A 20,603-nucleotide genomic window follows, 5' to 3' on the forward strand; every position below is an offset into this window, starting at 1 on the left:
CAGTTCAATTGAAATAAGAAAGGAGAAATCATAACCATGCTTAGACGATTTTTTGAATACTACCGTCCTTACCGGACTTTGTTCATCATTGATTTCTCTTGTGCCTTGCTGGCTGCACTGCTGGAGTTGGCTTTTCCGCTTGCAGTCAACCGGGTGGTCGATGATTTGCTGCCCAGCGGGAATTGGAAATGGATTTTATATGCCTGTCTAGCTCTACTCGGTATTTATGTCATAAGTGCTGCGCTGAATTACGTGGTTACCTATTGGGGGCACAAGCTGGGCATTAACATCGAATCGGACATGCGTAAAAAGCTGTTTGATCGAGTACAAAAGCAATCTTTTCGCTTTTTTGACAATAACAAAACAGGGCATCTCGTTTCACGTATGACCAACGATCTGATGGATATTGGGGAAATTGCCCACCACGGCCCCGAAGATTTGTTCATCGCGTTGATGACACTGGGGGGAGCCTTTGGTATCATGCTCGGTATTAACTGGAAGCTGGCTGTACTGACTTTTATCATTGTACCCCTTATGATTTACTTGTCTCTTTATTTCAGCCGTAAAATGTCTGCTGCTTTCCATCGTATGTTTTCTGATATTGCGGATTATAACGCTCGTATTGAAAATAATGTCAGCGGGATTCGCGTTGTTCAAGCGTTCTCCAACGAAGCACATGAAATGGAACGTTTTGCTGAAAATAATGGGCGTTTCCGTAAAACGAAGCTGATCGCGTACCGGATTATGGCCTGGAATTCCTCAATTAGTTTTATACTAATGAAGCTGGTTTCATTGTTTGTGCTTGTGTGTGGAACATGGTTTGTTATCGAAGGACAGATGACCTACGGGGAATTTATCGCATTTGTGATGCTGTCTAATGTATTCCTGGGGCCGATTAAACAAATTAATTCTGTCATCGAAACGTATCCGAAAGGGATTGCTGGCTTCCGACGGTACCTGGATTTGCTGGAAAGTGAATCGGATGTAGAAGATCTGCCAGGAGCCAAGGCGGTTAGCCATCTTAATGGAGATATTCAATTTGCAGGTGTAACGTTTGGTTACGAGAACAAAGATAAGGTATTACGCAAAGTGGACCTATCTATCCATGCGGGTGAAACCGTAGCACTTGTGGGTCCTTCAGGAGCAGGTAAAACGACACTTTGCAGTTTGTTGCCTCGCTTCTACGATGTCGAGGAAGGCAGCATTACCATTGATGGAATGGATATCCGTGAAATGAAGCTGGAATCGCTGCGATCCATGATTGGTATCGTACAGCAGGATGTATTCCTCTTTGATGGAACGATTCGTGAAAATATCGCTTATGGTAAGCTCGATGCTTCGGAAGAAGAAATCTGGGATGCTGCTCGTCGAGCTCAGATTGAAGACCTTGTTCGCTCATATCCGGATGGTCTGGATACAATGATCGGTGAGCGAGGTGTGAAGCTGTCCGGTGGTCAAAAGCAACGTTTGTCTATTGCCCGGATGTTCCTTAAAAATCCGCCAATTCTCATTTTAGATGAAGCAACATCAGCATTGGATACAGAGACAGAAGCCGCGATTCAGCAGGCGCTGACAGAGCTATCCCAAGGCCGTACGACACTCGTTATCGCGCATCGTCTGGCAACGATCAAAAATGCTGACCGCATTATCGTAGTTGCAGATCAAGGGATTGCCGAGCAAGGCAGACATGAAGAGTTATTGGCAGTAAAAGGGGCATATAGCCGCCTGCACCAAGCTCAATATGGAACGTAAATAGGCCGATATGACACCGTCAATAGAGAGAGGAATGAACGGGTTTGACAAAGAAAATGTGGATTGTGATGATGCTTCTGTCAGTCATTTTAGTTCTTACCGCCTGTAGTGGAAACGTGAAGCAACCGGATGAAAAGCAGAATCAAACTTCTAGTGAACAAAAGTCAGAGGAAATGAAAACAGTTAAAACGATTCATGGAGATATTAAAATACCGGTTCACCCTCAGCGGATTGTAGTAGATATGTACCAGAATGATTTATTAGCTTTAGGAATTAAACCTGTGGGAAGTGTCAAATATTATCTGGATAATCCGTTTTCGAAGGAGCTTGTGCAGGGCATTGCAAGCATTGGAGATCGCGGCAGCGTATCCATTGAAAAAGTATTGGCTCTGGAGCCTGACTTGATTCTGATTGGTTCTAAAGATGCTTATGAATATGAGAAATATAGTAAAATTGCTCCGACCATCGTCATTCCTTATGGAACGTACAAGAATGTTCATGAGGAACTGACAGCTTTTGGTGAGCTGCTTGGAAAAGAACAGGAAGCCAAAACATGGCTTGCCCAATACGATCAGCGGATGCAGGCTGCACGTGACAAGCTAAAGGGAATCGTTCAGCCTGGAGATACTTTCACCGTAATGGAAGCTTCGGAAAAAGAATACTATGTATATGGTGATAATTTTGGCAGAGGAGGGCAAGCGGTATACAAAGGACTGAATTTGACACCTCCGCCGCTTGTACAAAAAGAATTATTAGGTGAGACTCAATGGAAATCGGTGTCAAAAGAAGTCATTAATCAATATGCCGGCTCTTATATCTTTCTGACGGTTAACAAGGATTTGAGCGGTTACGAAGGAGACAGCATATGGAAATCACTAAATGCGGTCTGGCATGGTAAGGTTTTTGAGCTCCAGGAGGATCGATATTGGTACTTCGATCCCATCGCTATTGTAGGGCAAGCTGAAGAAATCGCAGATATGATCGTCCAGCGGAATAAAGAGAACGCCGCACAGAAGTAGTCGCTTCGGTGTTGTTGGCAGCCCTTTGGTATTTATGCCGAAGGGCTTTATTTGTTCACAATAGGGCAGAGCATTAGGCATTCCTCGAAATTTGCTATTGATGCCATTGCCACATTAATTTACAATAGTAAAGATTGCATGATAATAATTCTCATTATCAACATCATCTTCAACACAGTTCGTGATAGCTACATACTATTCAACAGTAAGGGTGAACAATAGTTATGAAATTATCAGAATCATCGGATGGTCCCGCTCAAAGTAAACATAACCAGTCGCCGACTCAATTCCACTCGCGACCTTGGGCGGCTACGCTTATCCTGACAGTGGGGCTTGGACTTTTAGCGTTCGGCATCGCGCTATCCCTATCTTTTGGTGCAGCCTCTATTAGGCTAGAAGAGGTATGGAACGCCGTTTTCCATTTTAAACCGGAGTTACAAAACCATCAAATTATTTGGGAAATCCGTCTACCTCGAATTCTGGGTGGAGTTTTAATCGGAGTTTGCTTTGCCGTAGCAGGTGCAATTATGCAAGGAATGACCCGAAATCCGCTTGCTGACTCGGGCTTGCTTGGACTGAACTCGGGAGCCAGCTTGGCGATGGCAATTTGCTTTGCCCTTTTTCCCGGCTCTTCCTTTTTACAGTTAATGTTGTATTCCTTTGTTGGTGCAGCTCTGGCTGTTGTGATGGTATATGGTACAAGCTCCATATCCAAATCAGGTCTTACGCCAGTTCGTCTTGTATTGGCGGGTGCAGCTGTCACGGCGTTGCTGTCTGCCTTAGGAGATGCGATCAGTTTGTACTTTAATGTTGGACAGGATTTGGCCTTTTGGTATGCCGGAGGGCTTAGTGGAACCAAGTGGGTTCAGCTCGGTATAGTTTTACCTTGGGTTGTGGCAGCTTTTATCGGCGCTCTCATGTTGTCGCGCTCCATTACGCTGCTTAGTTTGGGAGACGAAATTGCGTTGAGTCTTGGTCAGCGAACTGGGGTGGTAAAGGTAGTCGGAATGATTCTTGTTCTGATTCTGGCGGGTGCAGCGGTGTCGTTGGTGGGTTCTATAGGTTTCGTGGGATTGATTATTCCCCATATAACCCGCAAGCTGGTTGGCGTCGATTATCGCTGGATTATTCCATGCTCGGCCATTATGGGAGCTTTACTCATTGTGTTTGCCGATCTGGCAGCCCGTATGATTAACGCACCTGAGGAAACACCGGTGGGCGTACTTATTGCCTTAATTGGGGTTCCGTTCTTCCTTTATCTGGCACGTAAAGAAAGGAGGGCACTGTAATATGAATAACGTTACGAATGGGGCTATTGCCAAAGCTAGTCATCGTAAAAAAATCCATGATTGGATGGTTGTAGTCATTCTGCTCGTATTGCTCATTGCTGCGTTCACCATAAGTGCGAATACGGGAACCATCCGCCTTTCGCCAATGGAGCTATTTAGAACCTTGTTTGGACAAGGGACTCCACAGCAGGAATTAATCCTATTTGAATTCCGGTTGCCACGAATGGTTATTTCCCTTCTAATCGGTGCAGGTCTGGCTGTTTCTGGCTGCATCATGCAAGGGGTCTCGCGTAACGGCCTAGCGGACCCTGGTATTCTGGGGATTAATGCGGGCGCCGGGCTGATGGTCATGCTGTTTGTATTGCTTTTTCCATCTATGCAAACTACGAATTCATTGTTTTTACTTCCCGCTCTTGCGCTGATTGGATCAGGAGCAGCTGCTATTCTCATCTACGCGCTTTCTTACAAGAAAGGCGAAGGAATTTCCCCGACAAGGCTACTGCTGAGCGGAATTGGCGTAGCGGCGGGTATCAGTGCTGCGATGATCATTATGACTCTTAAGCTGACACCTGAAAGCTACACGTTTGTAGCTAATTGGTTAGCAGGAAGCATCTGGGGCTCAAACTGGAAATTCGTAATGGCTTTGTTGCCTTGGCTGATTGTATTACTTCCTTTCGCATACTACAAAGCAAATGTGATGAATGTGCTTAATCTGGGGGATCAGACGGCATCGGGGTTGGGTACACCTATCGAAAAGGAACGTATTCTCCTTCTCGCTGCTGCGGTTGGATTGGCCAGTTCTAGTGTTTCGGTTAGTGGCGGTATCGGCTTTGTCGGTTTGGTGGCTCCACATTTGGCGAGGAAGCTGGTGGGTCCGAAGCATAAAATGCTGCTGGTAACCTGTGCTTTAGTCGGAGCACTCCTGGTACTTGTAGCGGATACGATCACACGATCCTTACCTTTACAGAAAGAAATTCCGACAGGTTTGATTGTAGCCATCATTGGTGCGCCATACTTCTTATATCTGCTGAGTCGCTCCAAAGGGTAACATCACGAAAGGGTGCCACCAGTCAATTAAGGCTACACACAACAAATAACCTTCAACACCACTAAGGAAGTGGGGCTGAAGGTTATTTTTTCATTTGATTTAGCAGCCTTTCATCTCAACGGGAAGTATTCAAGGCATGAGAGGTTTGATGCAGCTCTCTGATCATTTTATGCAACGTGTAATTTTCCTGACGTGTCACGCCGTGTTGATTTTCCTGAACCAGCAACTGATGGATGTTTCGTTTTAGAATTTCACTTCGACGTTCCAGCATTTCGGTACTCATAAATAAATAAACACTCCCTTTGTCATGAATAAACCTACATTTTTGAAATGAGTATAGGCTGAATATAAGGTTGCCTTTCGACTTCTTTAAGTATATCGTGCTGGATGATCAAGGGAAAACGGAGCGAGACTGCAAATTCCTTTTTCTCATCATCCATGCCGTGTCGACAGCGACTCACCCCATGAGTTCTTAGATATACTTCCTGATGCTGGCGATAACAGGGGATTAGGCGTAATTAACTTCATGTATATAATTGTTTTTTTGATATAAACGGATTAAGTGTATTAATCCATTTAAAATATTTGTCCGTAAGGAGCGTATTGGATATTGCTCAGGCTGTCCTGAACAAGCAGAGGCTTAGTAGCGAGTTAATACAAAGGATCAATTGTGTATTTGCAGAAAATCAATTTGTGCGCTTAAAAGTTAGCTAGGTTTCTGAAGATCAGCATTTACATACAGAATTTATAGATGAACCCGACCAGTTAAAGCGAATGTATATGGAATCACTTATCAGTTTGCTGAAAGCTATGGAGGGGAGCTGGCCGAATTACGACTATTCTGCCAGTCCGCACCACTTGCCTTTGAGGCCGAACTTTTCAAGTCGTGTGTTGTACGCCGTAGACGTATACTGAAGCCATGATCCGAATGAAGCACGGCTCCTGATACGTCTATTTTGTGTGCATTCATAATACCAATTTCTTTATCCCCCGGACCGAAAAGATCCACAGTGGTGGAGAAATAATTGCTTTATCATCATTATTTGTATTGTGGATATACCGGCTGAACGGCTACCTGCTCAGGATCATGACCGAAGAACAACAGATTCGGCTTAACCTCCTGCACAATCTGCTGAATGCGGGCGATTGACTGGCGTGCCTGTTCACGGTTAAAGCCGTCAAACGGCACGTCGTTTGCGTAATTCTCCTGCGTGTAGGCAACATCAATCGTCAGCATGACCGGACCCGATTCCTTTGTTGTGACCAGCGCGGACTGATGACCCGGCGAATGCCCCGGAGTATAGAACAGTTGCAAACCTGGAACCAGCTCATGATCCCCTTGAAGCAGTCGGTAATTCAAGTCCGCCTGCACGCATTCCGGTGGCGCATACTGCAGATTGCCGATCGCAGCGTCTGCTTCGGTCTGCTGTACATAAATCGGTGTATTCGGAAAATGCGGATTGCCTCCGGCATGATCCATATGCATATGAGAGATTACGATGGCATGGATATCGTCCGGTTGATAGCCGATCCGATCCAGTACAGCCACGATACTATCATCCGCTGACATATGGGGAATGAAGCGCCCTTCAAACGGTGTACTTTTAAAATAATTTGGATTGTCGATAAACGAATCCGGCATACCGGTATCAATGAGAATCGGACCGTGATCTGTCTCCAGCAGATACGACCAGATTTGCAGGCGCACCAGTTCACCGGGCTGTGCATGATGGTTGAGTGAGGAGCGATCAATATCAAGCTGACCGATCGGTAACCAGTACAATTTGTTAATCATACAATCATCCTCCAATCTTAGTTTACATAATAATTATTATGTAGTTATTAATCAGGGTTTCGGCTGATAGAAAGTGATGTTTGTATTTTCGTTTGTAAGATCCGGGTGCTGGAGACTCATGCTGTCGTTGCAATCTCACTCTTTTGAAAATTAATTTTTAATAGTTTAAATGGTAAGGCATGTAGGCGTCCAGTAGAAATTTTCCGTCAGGCAGGCCAGTTCATGCTTTTCCTGTGAACAAGACTGTTTCTACTCTCTGCTCGAAATTTGCCCAGAAGCTGGATCACACGGTCATCATCTCGAAAATCGGTGAAATTCTTGGTGATCCACTGCTGCTAGTGGGTGAAAATCACAATCAGCTAACAGGCTATCATATGGAGATGATGCACGCGCCGGAGGGTGATCTGGATAGCGAGCTGGAAACTGCACATGATATTCATGTTTTGGCCACTATGGCGATTTTGACTGCTACCGATCGAGAGCAGCGCCCCCAGCTTGCTGATGAAGTAGAGAAGTGGTGCCGCATGCAGACTATTGGCTATTTAGTTTTGTTTTGGATATGAATGAATTACATTAGGTGAACTTTTCTTGAGCGTGTTTTAATTTGTCTACATTGTGGATCACCCCCTTCTGACCCTATGCCACTCTGTTAAGTGCTTTGAAATGTCTGCTTGAAGGTAATACCAGGCTGGACAAGAGGGGAGCGCTTTATTTATACTTAAAAAGGGCTAAAAAAACAGCGTATAATATAAATTATACGCTGTTTAGGTTTAAAACGACTTTTAGAATCTCTCCTGCATAAGATGTCGATTGGATTGTCGATAAAAATCAGACGAAAATGATCTTTTTACAGTATATTTCGGAATATGAACGGAAGTGGAGGCGAGCGGGATGAAAAAAGAGATGCGACATGTGGAGCTCGATACAACAGAAGAAATTGATGAAATATATGCTGAGGAGCTGGAAGCTTTTTTGATCTGGATGAAGGATGCGGGATATACGATACATACGCAAAAAAATTATATGGGGGATGTAAAGCAATTTTTACGCACGTTGCGTGAAAAACCACTCGATCAGGTGAAGAAGATTCATGTTATGTCGTATTTGTCTAAAGCGCGGGAGGGGGGCGCCGGAGATAGTACGCGGAACCGAAAGCATGCAGCGGTGAACAGCTTTTTTAAAGCGCTGCAGGAATTTGAGTTATGCAGCACAAATCCGGCAGCAGGAATTAAAAAAGCAAAGACTGAAAAGAATCGTATGCCCGTCTATTTGGATGAAAAGGATATTCACCCGTTTTTGCTCGCGGTGGAGGGGAAATATGCAAATCGTAATATGGCTATTTTTCTGCTGATGGTCTACATGGGATTGCGGGTGGGGGAGGTTCATTCATTGAATGTCTCGGATTACAGCCGAGAAAGACGTACCTTAGATGTGTTCGGTAAAGGACGTAAGTGGCGTACTCTCCCGGTACCGGAAGCCGTGTGTGATTTTGTAGAGCATGCGTTGGAGGAAAGATTGACGCCGTGGAGAGGTAAAGAGGATGCGATGTTCGTATCCCAAAAAGGCCGCCGTCTGGCAGTGCGCACCATTCAACAGATCGCTACAGAAACGTTCGAACGATTCCAGCAAGATAAGAGTATAGAACGCCGGGAGGCTTATTCCAGCCATAAGCTGAGACATACATTTGCGACAATGCTATTACGTAAGGGAGCAGATCTGCGTACCGTACAGGAGCTACTGGGGCATTCATCCATTCAGACAACCACAGTATATACACATGTCACTGATCGAGAAAAAGAAAAAGCAATGGATAAGCTGGATATTCAGATACCGTTATCAGGAGTGTAAGTATAGCATGGAATTTGAGATTATATGTAAACTCATTGGGCAGAATTACATCCTGACTTGAAAATCACATCAACGGCTTTAGGTCATTACAATCATGAACGTAGTATTCTTTTTCATAGCGTTAGTTTTGTTTTGATTGATTTGCTCCAACCTGATACTGATTAGCTGCCACCCAATCATTTTGTGCATACGATTCGATTTTGGTTCTTCAACAGCATTCTTCAATAGATTAGCCTCCTTATTTTAGCGATCATCTTATGTTAAGCATGAGGATAATTCAGAATAAGCTAGAAAACAATAGTGTATTAAAAGTTAGTACGATATTGCCTTGACAAAGGTAATATTTAGCTGCAAAATTAGTAAAACAACTTTATAAATATGGTTTATAAAGTTGTTTTATGATTTTATAAAAAGAAGGTGCTATGTATGGAAAAAGCTAATACAAATTTAATTAAAGAAATAAATCTGAACCTGGTTCGCAAAGTATTGAAACAGATCAGTAAGACAACAAAACCCCAACTAGCCGCATTGACTGATTTAAGTGTGGTAACTATCAATACCCTTATGCAGGAATTGCTTAATAATGGTGAGATCTTTGAAGATGAAATTGTCCCTTCAAACGGAGGCAGGCACGCGTTAACCTATCGTTTTAATTATGAGTATAGTCTAGCACTGATTATGCATATTAATGAAAAACAAGGGACGGATGTTGTCAATACCACGGTAGTTAATTTAAATGAGGACGTTCTGATGAAAGAAGAGCATCCCTTTCAAATTTTTAATGCTACACAATTTTATTCCACGATTCAAGACATCATTTCTCACTATCCCTCCATTAAAGTTATTGGTATAGGAATCCCGGGACAATCTGTAAATGGAGAAATTACAGTCAGCAGTCATGAAAGGTTAAATGGAATTCGGTTGGCAGAGGATGTGCAAAGCAAATTTGGTTTGCCTGTTATTGTGGAGAATGACGTAAATGCCGCTGTATGTGGATACGTCTATAGAGAACAAATAGATGAAGACCAATGTGTGCTGGCTATTTATTTTCCTGAAAATTCTCCCCCAGGGATGGGAATTTATTTGCGAAATGGGGTTTTAAAAGGCAAACATGGATTGGCTGGTGAAATCAAATTCCTTCCGTCGATAGTTTGGGATGAAAGCAAAGGAACGGAAGTTTTCTTCAATAGTATATGTGAAATTATTCAAATATTACAATCTATATTTGATCCTGACCGAATTGTGATCTATAGAGAGAATATAGAAGAAGTGTCTTTCTTTCATTTTTTAGAATCCTACAAATCTAAGCATAAGATGCCTTTGTATCCTGAGGTTATTCTCTCCGATTTATTTTATGAAGATTTTAAAACAGGGTTGAGAGGATTAACCCTAAAAGAATTGGAACATCCGATCATTGTCTTTAAATAATGTATATATGTGTAGTGAAAAGAGGAGGAGAGAAATGATGGCAAAGTGGTTTCTAATTATTATTTACCTATCGTTTATTAGTTTGGGGATCCCGGATTCCCTGCTGGGGTCAGCTTGGCCCGTCATGTGGACTGAACTTGGGGCTTCTTTTGGGTCAGCCGGAATTGTATCCATGGTCGTTGCAGGGGGAACCATTGTATCAAGTCTAGTTAGCGGAAGTATCATTGAAAGAATAGGTACAGGCAAGATTACTTTAGTGAGCTGCTTTTTGACTGCGGGAGCGCTACTCGGATTTTCATTTGCACCTTCTTTATTTTGGCTAGTATTATTAGCAATTCCTCTTGGTCTTGGCGGGGGAGCTGTTGATGCAGCGCTCAATCAATACGTGGCTACTCATTATAAGGCACATCATATGAGTTGGCTGCATTGTTTTTGGGGTGTTGGGGCAACGATGGGACCGATTATTATGTCTTTAAATTTCGAATTACAACTCATGGAGGAGTGGCTACACAGCCGTATCCATGATCCAGTTGAGTCTTGTTATTATTTTGCTCATTACACTACCATTATGGAAACGTGTTGCCGCGGTACAAAATCCCATAATCGAAACCCAATCAGACGACTCACAGAGAGATCACAATACTGTACAAGTTAAGAACATCTCCAAACAAAAGCTAATTCGAATGAAAGGAGTTAAGAACACGCTTATTGCTTTTTTGTTTTATTGTGGTGTGGAAGCCATGGTGGGCTTATGGGGAGCCAGCTATTTGGTAGGGGCCAGAAACATTGCAGCCGAAACTGCAGCTGGCTGGATATCCTTATACTACGGTGGAATTACGGTAGGCAGGCTTATTACGGGGTTTGTAACTTTAAAAATAAATAATCGCATGTTAATTCTGGCTGGTCAACTTACTGCAATTACAGGAGGACTCATTTTGTTGTTTCCTTTACCGGTCACCTTTTTATTACCTGGGTTTATTCTTATTGGGTTAGGACTTGCACCGATTTACCCTGGACTTCTTCATGAAACGCCAACTAGGTTTGGTAAAGAGAATTCTTCCAAGCTCATGGGATATCAAATGGCAGTTGCTTATACAGGAACAACATTGCTTCCTCCTATTTTTGGGGTTATAGCTTCTCAGGCAAGTATTCATTTTTTCCCGATTGCAATCATTGTTTTCCTTCTTTTTATGCTGTTCAGTTCAGAACAAGTGAATTGTACATTGAAAAAGAGAACTTTGAAGGGTTAATAGAAATTATCACTTGACCTGAAACGCGTTTCATCAGCTAAAGTAAACGTGTAACCTAAAAGAGAAAGCGAGGGCACTCTATGATCTCACTGATTTTACTTTGCTCAGTTATATGGGTTGGTACTTATTGGTGCTTAGCATTATCCGGGCAGTCTAAGGAAGTAAAACCTTACCGCTCCATCGATGATTTTTTTGAATAACTTTGTATGTCCACTTAATAAAGCAACTTTTTTTATTCACTTTATTAATATGTTTAATTAAATGCTTTAATAAGTGTACAGGATATGCAATGCACTTATTAAATGGATCAAGTTCTGGCACTAAGTTGGATTTACGGAATAAGGAGGTGCGACTGTGTGGGCGATAGAAGGTATCTCATGTATCATAATTTTAATCATTATGTACTTCGTGATCAGTAGTTTGGCTCATTCTCCTCTTGTTCAAAAGCTTGCAGCACGAATGTTAGAAGATTTTAATAGAGATTTTTATAGAGATTTTGATGTTGATCCATGACAAGAAAATGAAAAGCCGTAAATTAAACTTGGCTAATAAAGAGCTTATATATTAAGGGAGGATTTATATATGTTAAAACTGGTGGTAAGTGATCTGGATGGTACTTTTCTAAATAATAGTGGCACTTTTGATGTTGAATTATTTAATCAGGTGTATGGAGAAATGCAAGAAAATAATATTTCCTTTGTAGCCTGTACAGGCAAGCAGTGTGAAAGAGTAGAAGAATTATTTGGCGAGCACGGAAAAGGCATCTGTATCTTAGGGGACAGTGCTACGCGGATTAAAAAGGATGGAGTCGTTGTCAAAGAGTTTACGATTGAACACAATTTAGCATTACAAGCGATAACAGATATCGGAAGTTTTTCCAACCATTTCATTATCATAGCATGTACAACGGAAGCAGCATTTGTTCATTCTCATATTCAAGACGAATACTATAAAATTGTGAAAGGCTCGTATAAAGAAGTGATTAAGATTGATTCATTTGATCAAATCAACAGTAGCTTTCTTAAAATAACTGTATATGATCCAGCTGGAAGAAGTTCCTTATTAAGAAAACATGTTGAAAAGACTCTAATGAATCAAATCTATATCGTTGATTCTGAAGCAAATTGGCTGGATATTACAGCACTTCATACCCATAAAGGGGAGACGGTAAGAAAACTCCAAGAGATATTGGGGGTTACTGAGGATGAGACCATGTCTTTTGGAGATGGTGAAAATGATGTGGAACTTATGAGTATAGCAAAATATAGTTTTGCTATGAAAAACGCATGTGAGAATACTAAAAATGCAGCCAGTTTTATCACTAAATCCAACGAAGAAAACGGTGTCTTATTAACGATAAAAAAAATGATGGATTTACAAAAGCAATAATATTAATTATCGTTATGGAGAGAAGACCCCAAATTGCATCATGAAAGGACTATACGTAGCATGAAAAATAAGATACTTGTTTTTGATATTGGAGGCTCTTTTATTAAATTTAGTTTGTATTTTCAAGGTGAATTTATGTGCAAGGGGAAAGTTAAAACTCCATTGGACTCACTTGAGAATCTGCTTGTAGCTTTGAAGCAAATTCATAATCAGTTTATGGATGAATGTGGAGGTATAGCCGTCAGCATACCAGGTATTGTGAATTCGGATAGCGGCCATATGGTGCATGGAGGTTCATTAAGATATATAAATGATATAAATATGCTTGATGTTTTTAAGAAAGCGTTTCACAAGCCAGTAGCGATTGAAAATGATGGAAAGTGTGCTGCTCTTGGAGAAGCATGGCGTGGTTCATTACAAGGGATTACCGATGGTGTCGTTCTGGTCGTTGGAACAGGGATGGGCGGTGGAATCATCTCTCAAGGGAAATTGCTGAAGGGCCATCATTTATCAGCTGGAGAGTTCTCCTTCATTAGAACGAACAACGAAAATGCAGACAATGATGATTATCTGCTTGGTATGCAAGGGAGTAGTTTTGTTTTAACTAAAACCGTTGCGAAAGCCAAAAACCTTCCTGCAGATTCTATGACAGGTGAAAAGATATTCAAATTCATTGAAGAAGGTGATGGCACGGTCCAAACGATTTTTCGAGAATACTGTAGGAACATCGCAACACAAATCATTAATTTGCAATCCATACTTGATCCTGAAAAGTTTGTAATTGGGGGAGGCATATCTGAAAATCCTTTACTGGTTATTACCATTAGGGAAGAGCTAGAAAAGCTTTATAAGGATTCTATCTATAATTTTGTGCGTGCAGATATTGAACAAAGTAGATTAGGCAATGAAGCGAATTTGCAAGGTGCTATATATAACTACAAACAATCCTATCATCTTGAATGATAACTAAAGTTATATTTCGATGAGTGCGGGATTGAGTATTACAAACAAATAAAATAACAACAAAAGAGCGTGCCTTAACTTTGGACACGCCTTTTTTGCATTACAGATGTTTGATATAGGAGCTTTATATAATGAAGCTGGATTGAAGGTTAGAAGCCGAGTTTTACATGAACTTTGGATGTCTGATTTATCTTGTCTGTCTATTAAGGAATCATTAAGTTTACATAATATATATTATGTTTTTTAGTGTGGTAAAATCTGCAAGTGAATCACTCTTATCAAGTGTCCACTTGCAGATTCAAGTTTCACTGACAATATAAAATAGCTTATTTTTCAGTTGAGAATATACGCATGCGTCTATATTTCATTTTCCGGGGGAGATTCAATCATCAGTCCTTCGACATGCTTACGTCCCAGCAGTTTTCGTTTTTTGCGGTTTTCCTTGGTTTCTAAAACAATATCCAGATCATAGTCGTCAGGATACAATTCAGTAGCAGCGATGTGAAGGACGAGCCTCTTTTTGTTCATGGTTAGCTTCTGTCCTTGGATCAAAATCCCGACATTACCCCGTTCATCCTCGGTTTTGTATACAATTCCAGTTCGATCCAGATAGCCTACATAAACACTATCGCCAAGGGCAAAAGGCTTGGTTTTGAGAGGAATTTCTTGTTTACCCCGTTTTGTGACTGTCTGGTCTAAAGCCTCTTTTTTAGGGAAAGGCTTATTTGCATCATCAGACTTTTCATCATCTACAGAAGGGGGAATAACAAACGATTCCTGTGTATTCCGAGACGCTCTGCCTGCAGAAATGGCCTCAGAACGCTCGATAATACGTGTCCACATGCCCAGCTTCAAGGCAATTGCATATGCATAGCTTTCTCCGGCCTCTCCAATGCGAAGTCGGTACAAAGGTTGTAGCGTTTCGGTATCAAACTCCATACGAGCATTCTGAAATCCCGGTGTGTTTTCAGCAAAATGCTTGATTTCGCTAAAGTGTGTTGTAGCCACAACTGTCGCTCGGCGACGATGGAATTCTTCTAGCAACGCGATAGAGAGGCCTACTCCTTCTCCCGGATCGGTGCCGGATGCCATTTCATCAATCAGAATCAGAGTAGAGTTGCCTGTTGTTTCTAAAATGCTAATCATGTTGCGGATGTGTGCAGAAAAGGTGCTCAAAGCATGTTCAATACTTTGTCCATCCCCAATGTCTACCACAATTTCATCGAATACAGCCATTCGGCTGCCATGCAAAACAGGTACCAGTAGCCCAGATTGCACCATTAGTGTTAATAGACCGACGCTTTTGAGGGCCATCGTTTTTCCGCCTGTGTTCGGTCCGGTGATGATGAGTGAGGAATATCCTTCACCAATTGAGAAATCAAGCGGCACCATGGTATTGGACATCAACGGGTGACGTGCACCTTGGATGTCTATAATCCCGTCAAGGTTAAGTTCGACAGGAACAGCATCCAGAGTCATGGCGTATTTGGCTTTTGCCAATAAAAAATCCAGTACACCTACAGTCTCTGTATTGATGCTTAGTTCCCGGTTGTATGACTCAGCCATTGCCGTCAGGTCTCCCAGCACTTTCATTTCTTCTTTAGATTCTTCTGCCATGTTCGCGCTCTGATCGAATTGCAGATTCGTGATTTCGGCAGGTTCAACGTAAACCGTCTGACCACTTCCCGATTCATCCAGTACATTGCCTTTCACTTGTTTACGGAATTCTTTTTTGATTGGAAGCACGTAACGGCCATTGCGCTGGCTAATCATATTTTCCTGCATAATGGATCGGTGGCGGCTGGTGAGAGAGTCAAGTTTTCTCTTGATACGTTCTTCAGTAACCGCAATTTTTTTGCGAATTTTAGCTAGTTCTTTACTGGCGATATCCGTCACACGTCCCGAATGAATACATCTTTCGATTTCGGATAGAAGTGGCTCCATGCTATACATGGAAGATGCATAAGCGCTGACGGTTGGAGCAGCGTCCGCCTTGGAATGCATATATTTTATGAGTTGAATGCAGCTTCGAATGAATTGAGCCATATGAGAAAAATCACGCTCGCTGAACATATACCCGGTTCCGAGCAGTTGAAGAATGTGCTCCATTCCTTCCAACGAAGGAACAGGGACGCTTGCTCCGTGGCGAATGATCTGTAACGCTTCGTTGGTTTCGTCAAGACGAATCTTAATTGTACGGATATCAGTAATTGGGCGCATAGAAGCAGCGTGACGCTTACCCAGGTAAGAAAAAGCACATTCGGAAACTCTTGTTTTAATTTGATCATATTCCAAACGCAGCATTGTAGTTTCGTTCATGAATAAATCTCTCCTTTAGTTGTGTAGTGACAGGATTTTGGAAACCTTGCTAATAAAAAAGGGCGGAGAATGAACAAAACGTTCATTCTCCGCCCTTAAGGAAAGAGGGAATTTATCATCAAATAAGGCTGTTATACAGCTTTTGTAGTTCCGAGTTCCGTGTTTCCAATTCATTCACGCAACAGCTCTTTGCTAAGCTATTTGGATCGAATGGAAGACGTTTAAAGGGAAGTTACAGAATCTGAAAACAAAAAAACCGCGCTGAACACAGCACGGAATAAGGCCTGGATGAAGATAATCCCGAAGGCGATTTATGATATCCGCATGTTCTTAACTAATATCAGGATAACAACACAGCAACAAACAAACCTGTACCCAAAGGGTTCAAGCGCCTGGTGTTACTCCCTGAATATGCAATTGCTTAGTTAAGAACGTTCACCGACATCAAAATCTCTCCCTTAATTGAAGATATAACCATACTATACGATTAGACAGGCATTGAAGTCAAGGCCGACTTCTTTAATTTGGTACAGTGATGATCATTAGATTAACATAACGAAAATTATGTTAACTTAGTTCGACATGATGAGCTGTTGGATGATAACGGCCTGTATGCACGATTGTGGAAAAGACAGCATGAAGGAAGAGAAAGTCATTTCCGTATGAAATCATGATACAAACATTAAGAAACCGCCCCGGAGGATGTATATCATATCTCCAGGGGCGGTTTCTTGTGCTGTTATTTAGAATCATCGGCTATGACAGCTTGTACGGGCTGCCTGTCACAAAGCAATGGTAACAATAGCATCGCTCCGACCAAAAACAAGCCGGCGCTCACGGTATATACGGTGTTCAGGGAGGATTCGTGTTTGAGTGTTCCGCCGATACTCATACCGACGACCATCATCCCGGAGAACAGGGGAGAGAGGGCACCACCGACGCGGCCGATAAAAGCAGCTTCGGCATTTTTCATCATCATCGTGTTGATACCGATATGAATGCAAGGGAAAAATAGGCCGCTGAAAACTTGTAGTGACATAGTCAGCACAATATTGTGCGACCATCCGACTCCAAAGGTTGTCAGTGTGCTGACCAAAAGTCCGGCCACCAGCAGCAATTGCGGCTGTACTTTTTTGGCAACCCCCATAATCAGGCCACCTCCCACCAGCATAGCCGCTCCGTTCGCCATTAACGGCCATTGCAGGAATTCCTTGTTTTGTCCAAGGTTCTCGATGGCGACAAAAACCATTAATGGTTGAATAAGTCCAACCGCCAGCCCAATTACGGTAAATGTTCCCCCAAGCGTGCGAAGTGTGCGGTTATTCCATACATAACGTATTCCTTCTTTAAGCTCTTGAATGAAATGAGTTGGTTGATCATCTATCTCAAGTGCTTGTTCATCTTGTGGAATACGAGTCAGGACAAGCGCCGAGATGAGAAACAATATTCCGGTTATAGACATTGAAATGAAAATTCCAAAGTGTTGATAAATAAATGTACCGATAACAGGGCCGATAACCATAAATAATGCCATGAGAGATTGAAAAAGTGCCATCACTCCCTGTAGCTGTTCTGGTGCTACATGCTGCTTAAATATCTTCATCGCAGACGGCTGAGAAAATTGAGATAGAATGGCCGAAAAGAAAGTGGACAGCAAAAGCACCTGCCATGACCCGTACCATAATGCCAACAAGACAATAAAAATAGAGGCCGCGGATAGCAAATCGCAACTAATCATGGTCCGTTTAGGCCGCCAACGGTCCGCGAATGTTCCTCCAATGATAGCGAACAGAAAAATAGGCATGAATTCAGCAACCGAAATGAGCGACACGTATACGGGATCATTATGAGTCAAATCTGTTACATACAACAGTATGGCAAAGTTGCGCACCCAAATGCCCAAATTTAGCAGCGCATTGGAGGCGATAATGGTCCTTATATATGGATTTTTAAACAACAACAAACTCTCCTTTCCTGTTTTCAGGGCGCAAACCCTTTGAAAAACATTTTAAATAAACAAAATTTATTTTTGTCTAGATAATAATAGATAATATAATAAATTAACTGCTATTTAGTCAAATGTTTTTTGAAACTATGAAGAAAGTAGAGCATGGAAAATAAAGAGGCCAATGATCTTTAAGGACGTGAATTAGAATAGTGATAAAATTAATCACTTTAAACTAGTGAATTGGGAATGATATCTAATCAAAAGATGGTCAATATAATAAATATTATGTTGACTAAATTGCTTATCTAATAATAGGGATCTGAATCCGATGTACCTTTTAAAATCATAGTGATATAATTACGCGTACATGCCTGAAAAGGAGCGAATGGAACGTAAATGAACTTTCAAGTGGATTTTTTATCTTTTTTTGTAATTCAGGTAGATGGAAAAGAAGGACAGGGTGGTAAGTCCTATAAGCATTACGCTACAATGGACGACTACGATTATGACGAAAGCGATGTTAAAAAATTTCTGGACGGGGAATTTACTCGTATTAGCAAGCGGAAGGTTGAAAAAAATCCCAGCACAGAGCAGGCACCGACCAAAATCGGCCGCTTTATCGTCGAACCGGAGCATGAATTGAGCAGTAATCCGAATTTCAATATGTTCGCCCGACTGCGGGCAGCAGAGGATAAGGAAGATTTTAAAAATGCTTGTGACGATCTGGTGCGGATGTATCTGGATACGAGCGCAGTACGCGGCGGAGCGCTGATCATTGTACAGGCTACCTTGAATACCCACTCGGATGATCCGTTTATTTTTGTGCTTAAATGTGATTTTGAACCTAAAATTGCCAGAATTACTGAAAGCAGTCTGGTGAGTGAGGTCGAAATGGCTATTTCTGCCCGTAATATGAAATCCATCATGTATCCTTACATGCTTGAGGAGGGGATGAACGATGAGTGGGAGCTTAAAATTCACCAGTCTTCGCATGCCCGGTATTTTGAAGATTTTTTGAAATTCGTGACCTATGAGCAATCCATGCCCGAAATCGTCAATGAGCATGTCATGGGCTTCGTTCAGAACTATGTAGAAACCAAATGGCCGGATGCATCTAATGAGGAAAGACAGCAGGAAGAGCGCGATCTGGAATTGTGGGCGGCTAGCGAAAAACGGGATTTGCAAGGGAAATGGGAACCCCTTCAGGTCGTAGAGGCTGCACAGCATATTGTCGAGCTGAAACCAGAAATTGAAGTTCGTTTTAAACTAGATGATACGGCCGTGCGTGGGCTACTGTCCGACTTTGGCGCCAAGCTGCACATCACGAAACTTCATGATAGATATGCACTTATTATTGAAGGCGACGCATTTACGTTTGAAAAGGGATTTTCACCGATTGAGTTGCTCCAACCTGAATCGTTTGAAACGGTGGCTGAGCGGCTAAAAGAGAAACACCAGCATGAAAATGAGGATGTGGATGGCGATACGCCACCTTGGTAATTCGAATGCATAGCAGGACGACAAACTGAACTTTTACATTATAATGACTAAAAAACTGGCCTCTCAACGGATATTACCGCTGTGGAGGCCAGTTTTGTTTAGTTTTTATGTTCCCGATCTACATATGGACTTTGCTAATTTGATCTTTCAGCTTGTCCGCAGATTGAAGCAACCTTGCACGTTCCTCGTCATTGAGCGGAAGATCCAAAATTTCACGTACCCCATTGTGATCTACGATACTTGGAACACCTAAATATACGTCAGATACTCCGTTATAATCTTCCAGCAAGGTGGACACATTAAGTACCGACCCCTCGTCCCCGAGAATGGCGGCTACGATTCGGTCGAGAGCCAGCCCGATAGCATAAGAAGTTGCGCCTTTAGCATCTATAATTTCATAGGCAGCATTTTTGGTATTTTCAAAAATTTCATTTTTCGTTTCTTCACCCAGTTCCAGCGGAGTTCCAGCTACGTTGGCTGTGCTCCATACAGGTAACTCGGAGTCGCCGTGTTCTCCAATAATATGGGCGTGGATGCTTCGTGGATCGATGCCCTTCTGCTTCCCGATCAAATAACGGAAGCGTGCGCTGTCCAGCAACGTACCTGATCCAATGACTCTGCTTGAAGGCCAACCACTGCGTTTCCAAGAGATGTAGGAGAGAATGTCCACTGGATTGGTGGCGATCAGCAAAATGCCGTGTGTATTGACCTTGACGATATTATCAATAATACTTTCAAAAATTTCGGCATTACGCTTCAGTAAATCAATGCGCGTTTCTCCCGGCTTTTGTGAAGCGCCCGCTGTAACAATAATGATATCTGCATCACGGCAGTCTTCATAATCACCGGCCCACACTTTGACACCACCGAGAAAGGGAAGCCCATGATTCATATCGAGCATTTCACCCTTCGCCTTTTTGACGTTGACATCAATAAAGACAAGTTCTGACATGCGTTGGCGCAGCAGTAGGGTATAGCCGGTTGTTGTACCAACCGCTCCCATGCCGACAATGGCCACTCTACTTCGTTTGTAAGGTTTTAAGCTCATAAAATCC

The 20,603-nt window shown here is 42.3% G+C and carries 16 protein-coding genes and 1 pseudogene; 12 read left to right on the top strand and 5 right to left on the bottom strand.

The window, feature by feature from the left end; genetic code table 11:
* Positions 1-36: 36 nt before the first annotated feature.
* The 4 genes from C1T21_RS17765 (at position 37) to C1T21_RS17780 (ending at position 5,108) form a co-directional block, all read left to right on the top strand.
* The gene (locus C1T21_RS17765; RefSeq protein WP_025720642.1) at positions 37-1,752 is read left to right on the top strand and encodes an ABC transporter ATP-binding protein; all 1,716 of its coding nucleotides are present in this window, start codon (positions 37-39) and stop codon (positions 1,750-1,752) included.
* 68 nt (positions 1,753-1,820) lie between these two features.
* Complete coding sequence (locus C1T21_RS17770) at positions 1,821-2,771, top strand: ABC transporter substrate-binding protein (protein ID WP_374703729.1); 951 nt, start codon at positions 1,821-1,823, stop codon at positions 2,769-2,771.
* 224 nt (positions 2,772-2,995) lie between these two features.
* Positions 2,996-4,060, top strand: coding sequence for a FecCD family ABC transporter permease (locus tag C1T21_RS17775; protein WP_103049184.1), 1,065 nt, complete (start codon positions 2,996-2,998; stop codon positions 4,058-4,060).
* A 1-nt stretch (position 4,061) separates the two neighbouring features.
* On the top strand, positions 4,062-5,108 hold the full coding sequence (locus C1T21_RS17780) for a FecCD family ABC transporter permease (protein WP_025720648.1): 1,047 nt from the start codon (positions 4,062-4,064) through the stop codon (positions 5,106-5,108).
* Between the two features lie 115 nt (positions 5,109-5,223).
* Here the strand turns inward: C1T21_RS17780 and C1T21_RS27405 are convergent, their stop codons facing one another.
* The gene (locus tag C1T21_RS27405; protein WP_007432475.1) at positions 5,224-5,391 is read right to left on the bottom strand and encodes a hypothetical protein; all 168 of its coding nucleotides are present in this window, start codon (positions 5,389-5,391) and stop codon (positions 5,224-5,226) included.
* A 756-nt stretch (positions 5,392-6,147) separates the two neighbouring features.
* Positions 6,148-6,903 carry a quorum-quenching N-acyl homoserine lactonase AiiA gene (gene aiiA / locus C1T21_RS17785; protein WP_103049185.1) on the bottom strand — a complete coding sequence of 252 codons (756 nt, stop codon included), beginning with the start codon at positions 6,901-6,903 and terminating at the stop codon, positions 6,148-6,150.
* Positions 6,904-7,136: 233 nt separating this feature from the next.
* On the opposite strand from aiiA, the gene C1T21_RS17790 reads away from it, so the two are divergent.
* The 7 genes and pseudogenes from C1T21_RS17790 (at position 7,137) to C1T21_RS17815 (ending at position 13,781) form a co-directional block, all read left to right on the top strand.
* A complete protein-coding gene (locus C1T21_RS17790) occupies positions 7,137-7,466 on the top strand; it encodes a hypothetical protein (protein ID WP_103049186.1) in 330 nt (109 codons plus the stop codon).
* 328 nt (positions 7,467-7,794) lie between these two features.
* Positions 7,795-8,751 (top strand): tyrosine-type recombinase/integrase, encoded by a 957-nt coding sequence (locus C1T21_RS17795; protein WP_103049187.1) that lies wholly within the window; start codon positions 7,795-7,797, stop codon positions 8,749-8,751.
* Between the two features lie 426 nt (positions 8,752-9,177).
* The gene (locus tag C1T21_RS17800) at positions 9,178-10,179 is read left to right on the top strand and encodes an ROK family protein (RefSeq protein WP_103049188.1); all 1,002 of its coding nucleotides are present in this window, start codon (positions 9,178-9,180) and stop codon (positions 10,177-10,179) included.
* A 34-nt stretch (positions 10,180-10,213) separates the two neighbouring features.
* Positions 10,214-11,429 (top strand): annotated as a pseudogene (locus tag C1T21_RS17805) (MFS transporter).
* A gap of 354 nt (positions 11,430-11,783) precedes the next feature.
* Positions 11,784-11,942, top strand: a complete 159-nt coding sequence (locus C1T21_RS27410; RefSeq protein ID WP_180984608.1) for a hypothetical protein — start codon at positions 11,784-11,786, stop codon at positions 11,940-11,942.
* 69 nt (positions 11,943-12,011) lie between these two features.
* Positions 12,012-12,818, top strand: a complete 807-nt coding sequence (locus C1T21_RS17810) for an HAD-IIB family hydrolase (protein ID WP_103049189.1) — start codon at positions 12,012-12,014, stop codon at positions 12,816-12,818.
* Positions 12,819-12,878: 60 nt separating this feature from the next.
* Positions 12,879-13,781, top strand: coding sequence for an ROK family protein (locus C1T21_RS17815; RefSeq protein ID WP_103049190.1), 903 nt, complete (start codon positions 12,879-12,881; stop codon positions 13,779-13,781).
* A 357-nt stretch (positions 13,782-14,138) separates the two neighbouring features.
* Here C1T21_RS17815 and C1T21_RS17820 read toward each other — a convergent pair whose 3' ends face one another.
* Both C1T21_RS17820 and C1T21_RS17825 read right to left on the bottom strand, forming a co-directional pair.
* Positions 14,139-16,100, bottom strand: a complete 1,962-nt coding sequence (locus C1T21_RS17820) for an endonuclease MutS2 (protein ID WP_103049191.1) — start codon at positions 16,098-16,100, stop codon at positions 14,139-14,141.
* Positions 16,101-16,839: 739 nt separating this feature from the next.
* Positions 16,840-18,057, bottom strand: coding sequence for an MFS transporter (locus tag C1T21_RS17825; RefSeq protein ID WP_103049192.1), 1,218 nt, complete (start codon positions 18,055-18,057; stop codon positions 16,840-16,842).
* Positions 18,058-18,444: 387 nt separating this feature from the next.
* Here C1T21_RS17825 and C1T21_RS17830 point away from each other — a divergent pair, with 387 nt between their 5' ends.
* The gene (locus tag C1T21_RS17830) at positions 18,445-19,548 is read left to right on the top strand and encodes a DUF3900 domain-containing protein (RefSeq protein ID WP_103049193.1); all 1,104 of its coding nucleotides are present in this window, start codon (positions 18,445-18,447) and stop codon (positions 19,546-19,548) included.
* 118 nt (positions 19,549-19,666) lie between these two features.
* Here the strand turns inward: C1T21_RS17830 and C1T21_RS17835 are convergent, their stop codons facing one another.
* A complete protein-coding gene (locus C1T21_RS17835; protein WP_013310450.1) occupies positions 19,667-20,596 on the bottom strand; it encodes an L-lactate dehydrogenase in 930 nt (309 codons plus the stop codon).
* Positions 20,597-20,603: the final 7 nt, after the last annotated feature.

The organism is Paenibacillus sp. F4 (genome assembly GCF_002894905.1).
Lineage (GTDB): Bacteria > Bacillota > Bacilli > Paenibacillales > Paenibacillaceae > Paenibacillus > Paenibacillus polymyxa_B.

Bases quoted from the DNA above. Each gene is read 5' to 3' on its own strand.
- C1T21_RS17765 (WP_025720642.1), top strand. From the start codon at position 37: ATGCTTAGACGATTTTTTGAATACTACCGTCCTTACCGGACTTTGTTC.
- C1T21_RS17770 (WP_374703729.1), top strand. From the start codon at position 1,821: ATGATGCTTCTGTCAGTCATTTTAGTTCTTACCGCCTGTAGTGGAAAC.
- C1T21_RS17775 (WP_103049184.1), top strand. From the start codon at position 2,996: ATGAAATTATCAGAATCATCGGATGGTCCCGCTCAAAGTAAACATAAC.
- C1T21_RS17780 (WP_025720648.1), top strand. From the start codon at position 4,062: ATGAATAACGTTACGAATGGGGCTATTGCCAAAGCTAGTCATCGTAAA.
- C1T21_RS27405 (WP_007432475.1), bottom strand. From the start codon at position 5,391: ATGAGTACCGAAATGCTGGAACGTCGAAGTGAAATTCTAAAACGAAAC.
- aiiA (WP_103049185.1), bottom strand. From the start codon at position 6,903: ATGATTAACAAATTGTACTGGTTACCGATCGGTCAGCTTGATATTGAT.
- C1T21_RS17795 (WP_103049187.1), top strand. From the start codon at position 7,795: ATGAAAAAAGAGATGCGACATGTGGAGCTCGATACAACAGAAGAAATT.
- C1T21_RS17800 (WP_103049188.1), top strand. From the start codon at position 9,178: ATGGAAAAAGCTAATACAAATTTAATTAAAGAAATAAATCTGAACCTG.
- C1T21_RS17810 (WP_103049189.1), top strand. From the start codon at position 12,012: ATGTTAAAACTGGTGGTAAGTGATCTGGATGGTACTTTTCTAAATAAT.
- C1T21_RS17815 (WP_103049190.1), top strand. From the start codon at position 12,879: ATGAAAAATAAGATACTTGTTTTTGATATTGGAGGCTCTTTTATTAAA.
- C1T21_RS17820 (WP_103049191.1), bottom strand. From the start codon at position 16,100: ATGAACGAAACTACAATGCTGCGTTTGGAATATGATCAAATTAAAACA.
- C1T21_RS17830 (WP_103049193.1), top strand. From the start codon at position 18,445: ATGAACTTTCAAGTGGATTTTTTATCTTTTTTTGTAATTCAGGTAGAT.
- C1T21_RS17835 (WP_013310450.1), bottom strand. From the start codon at position 20,596: ATGAGCTTAAAACCTTACAAACGAAGTAGAGTGGCCATTGTCGGCATG.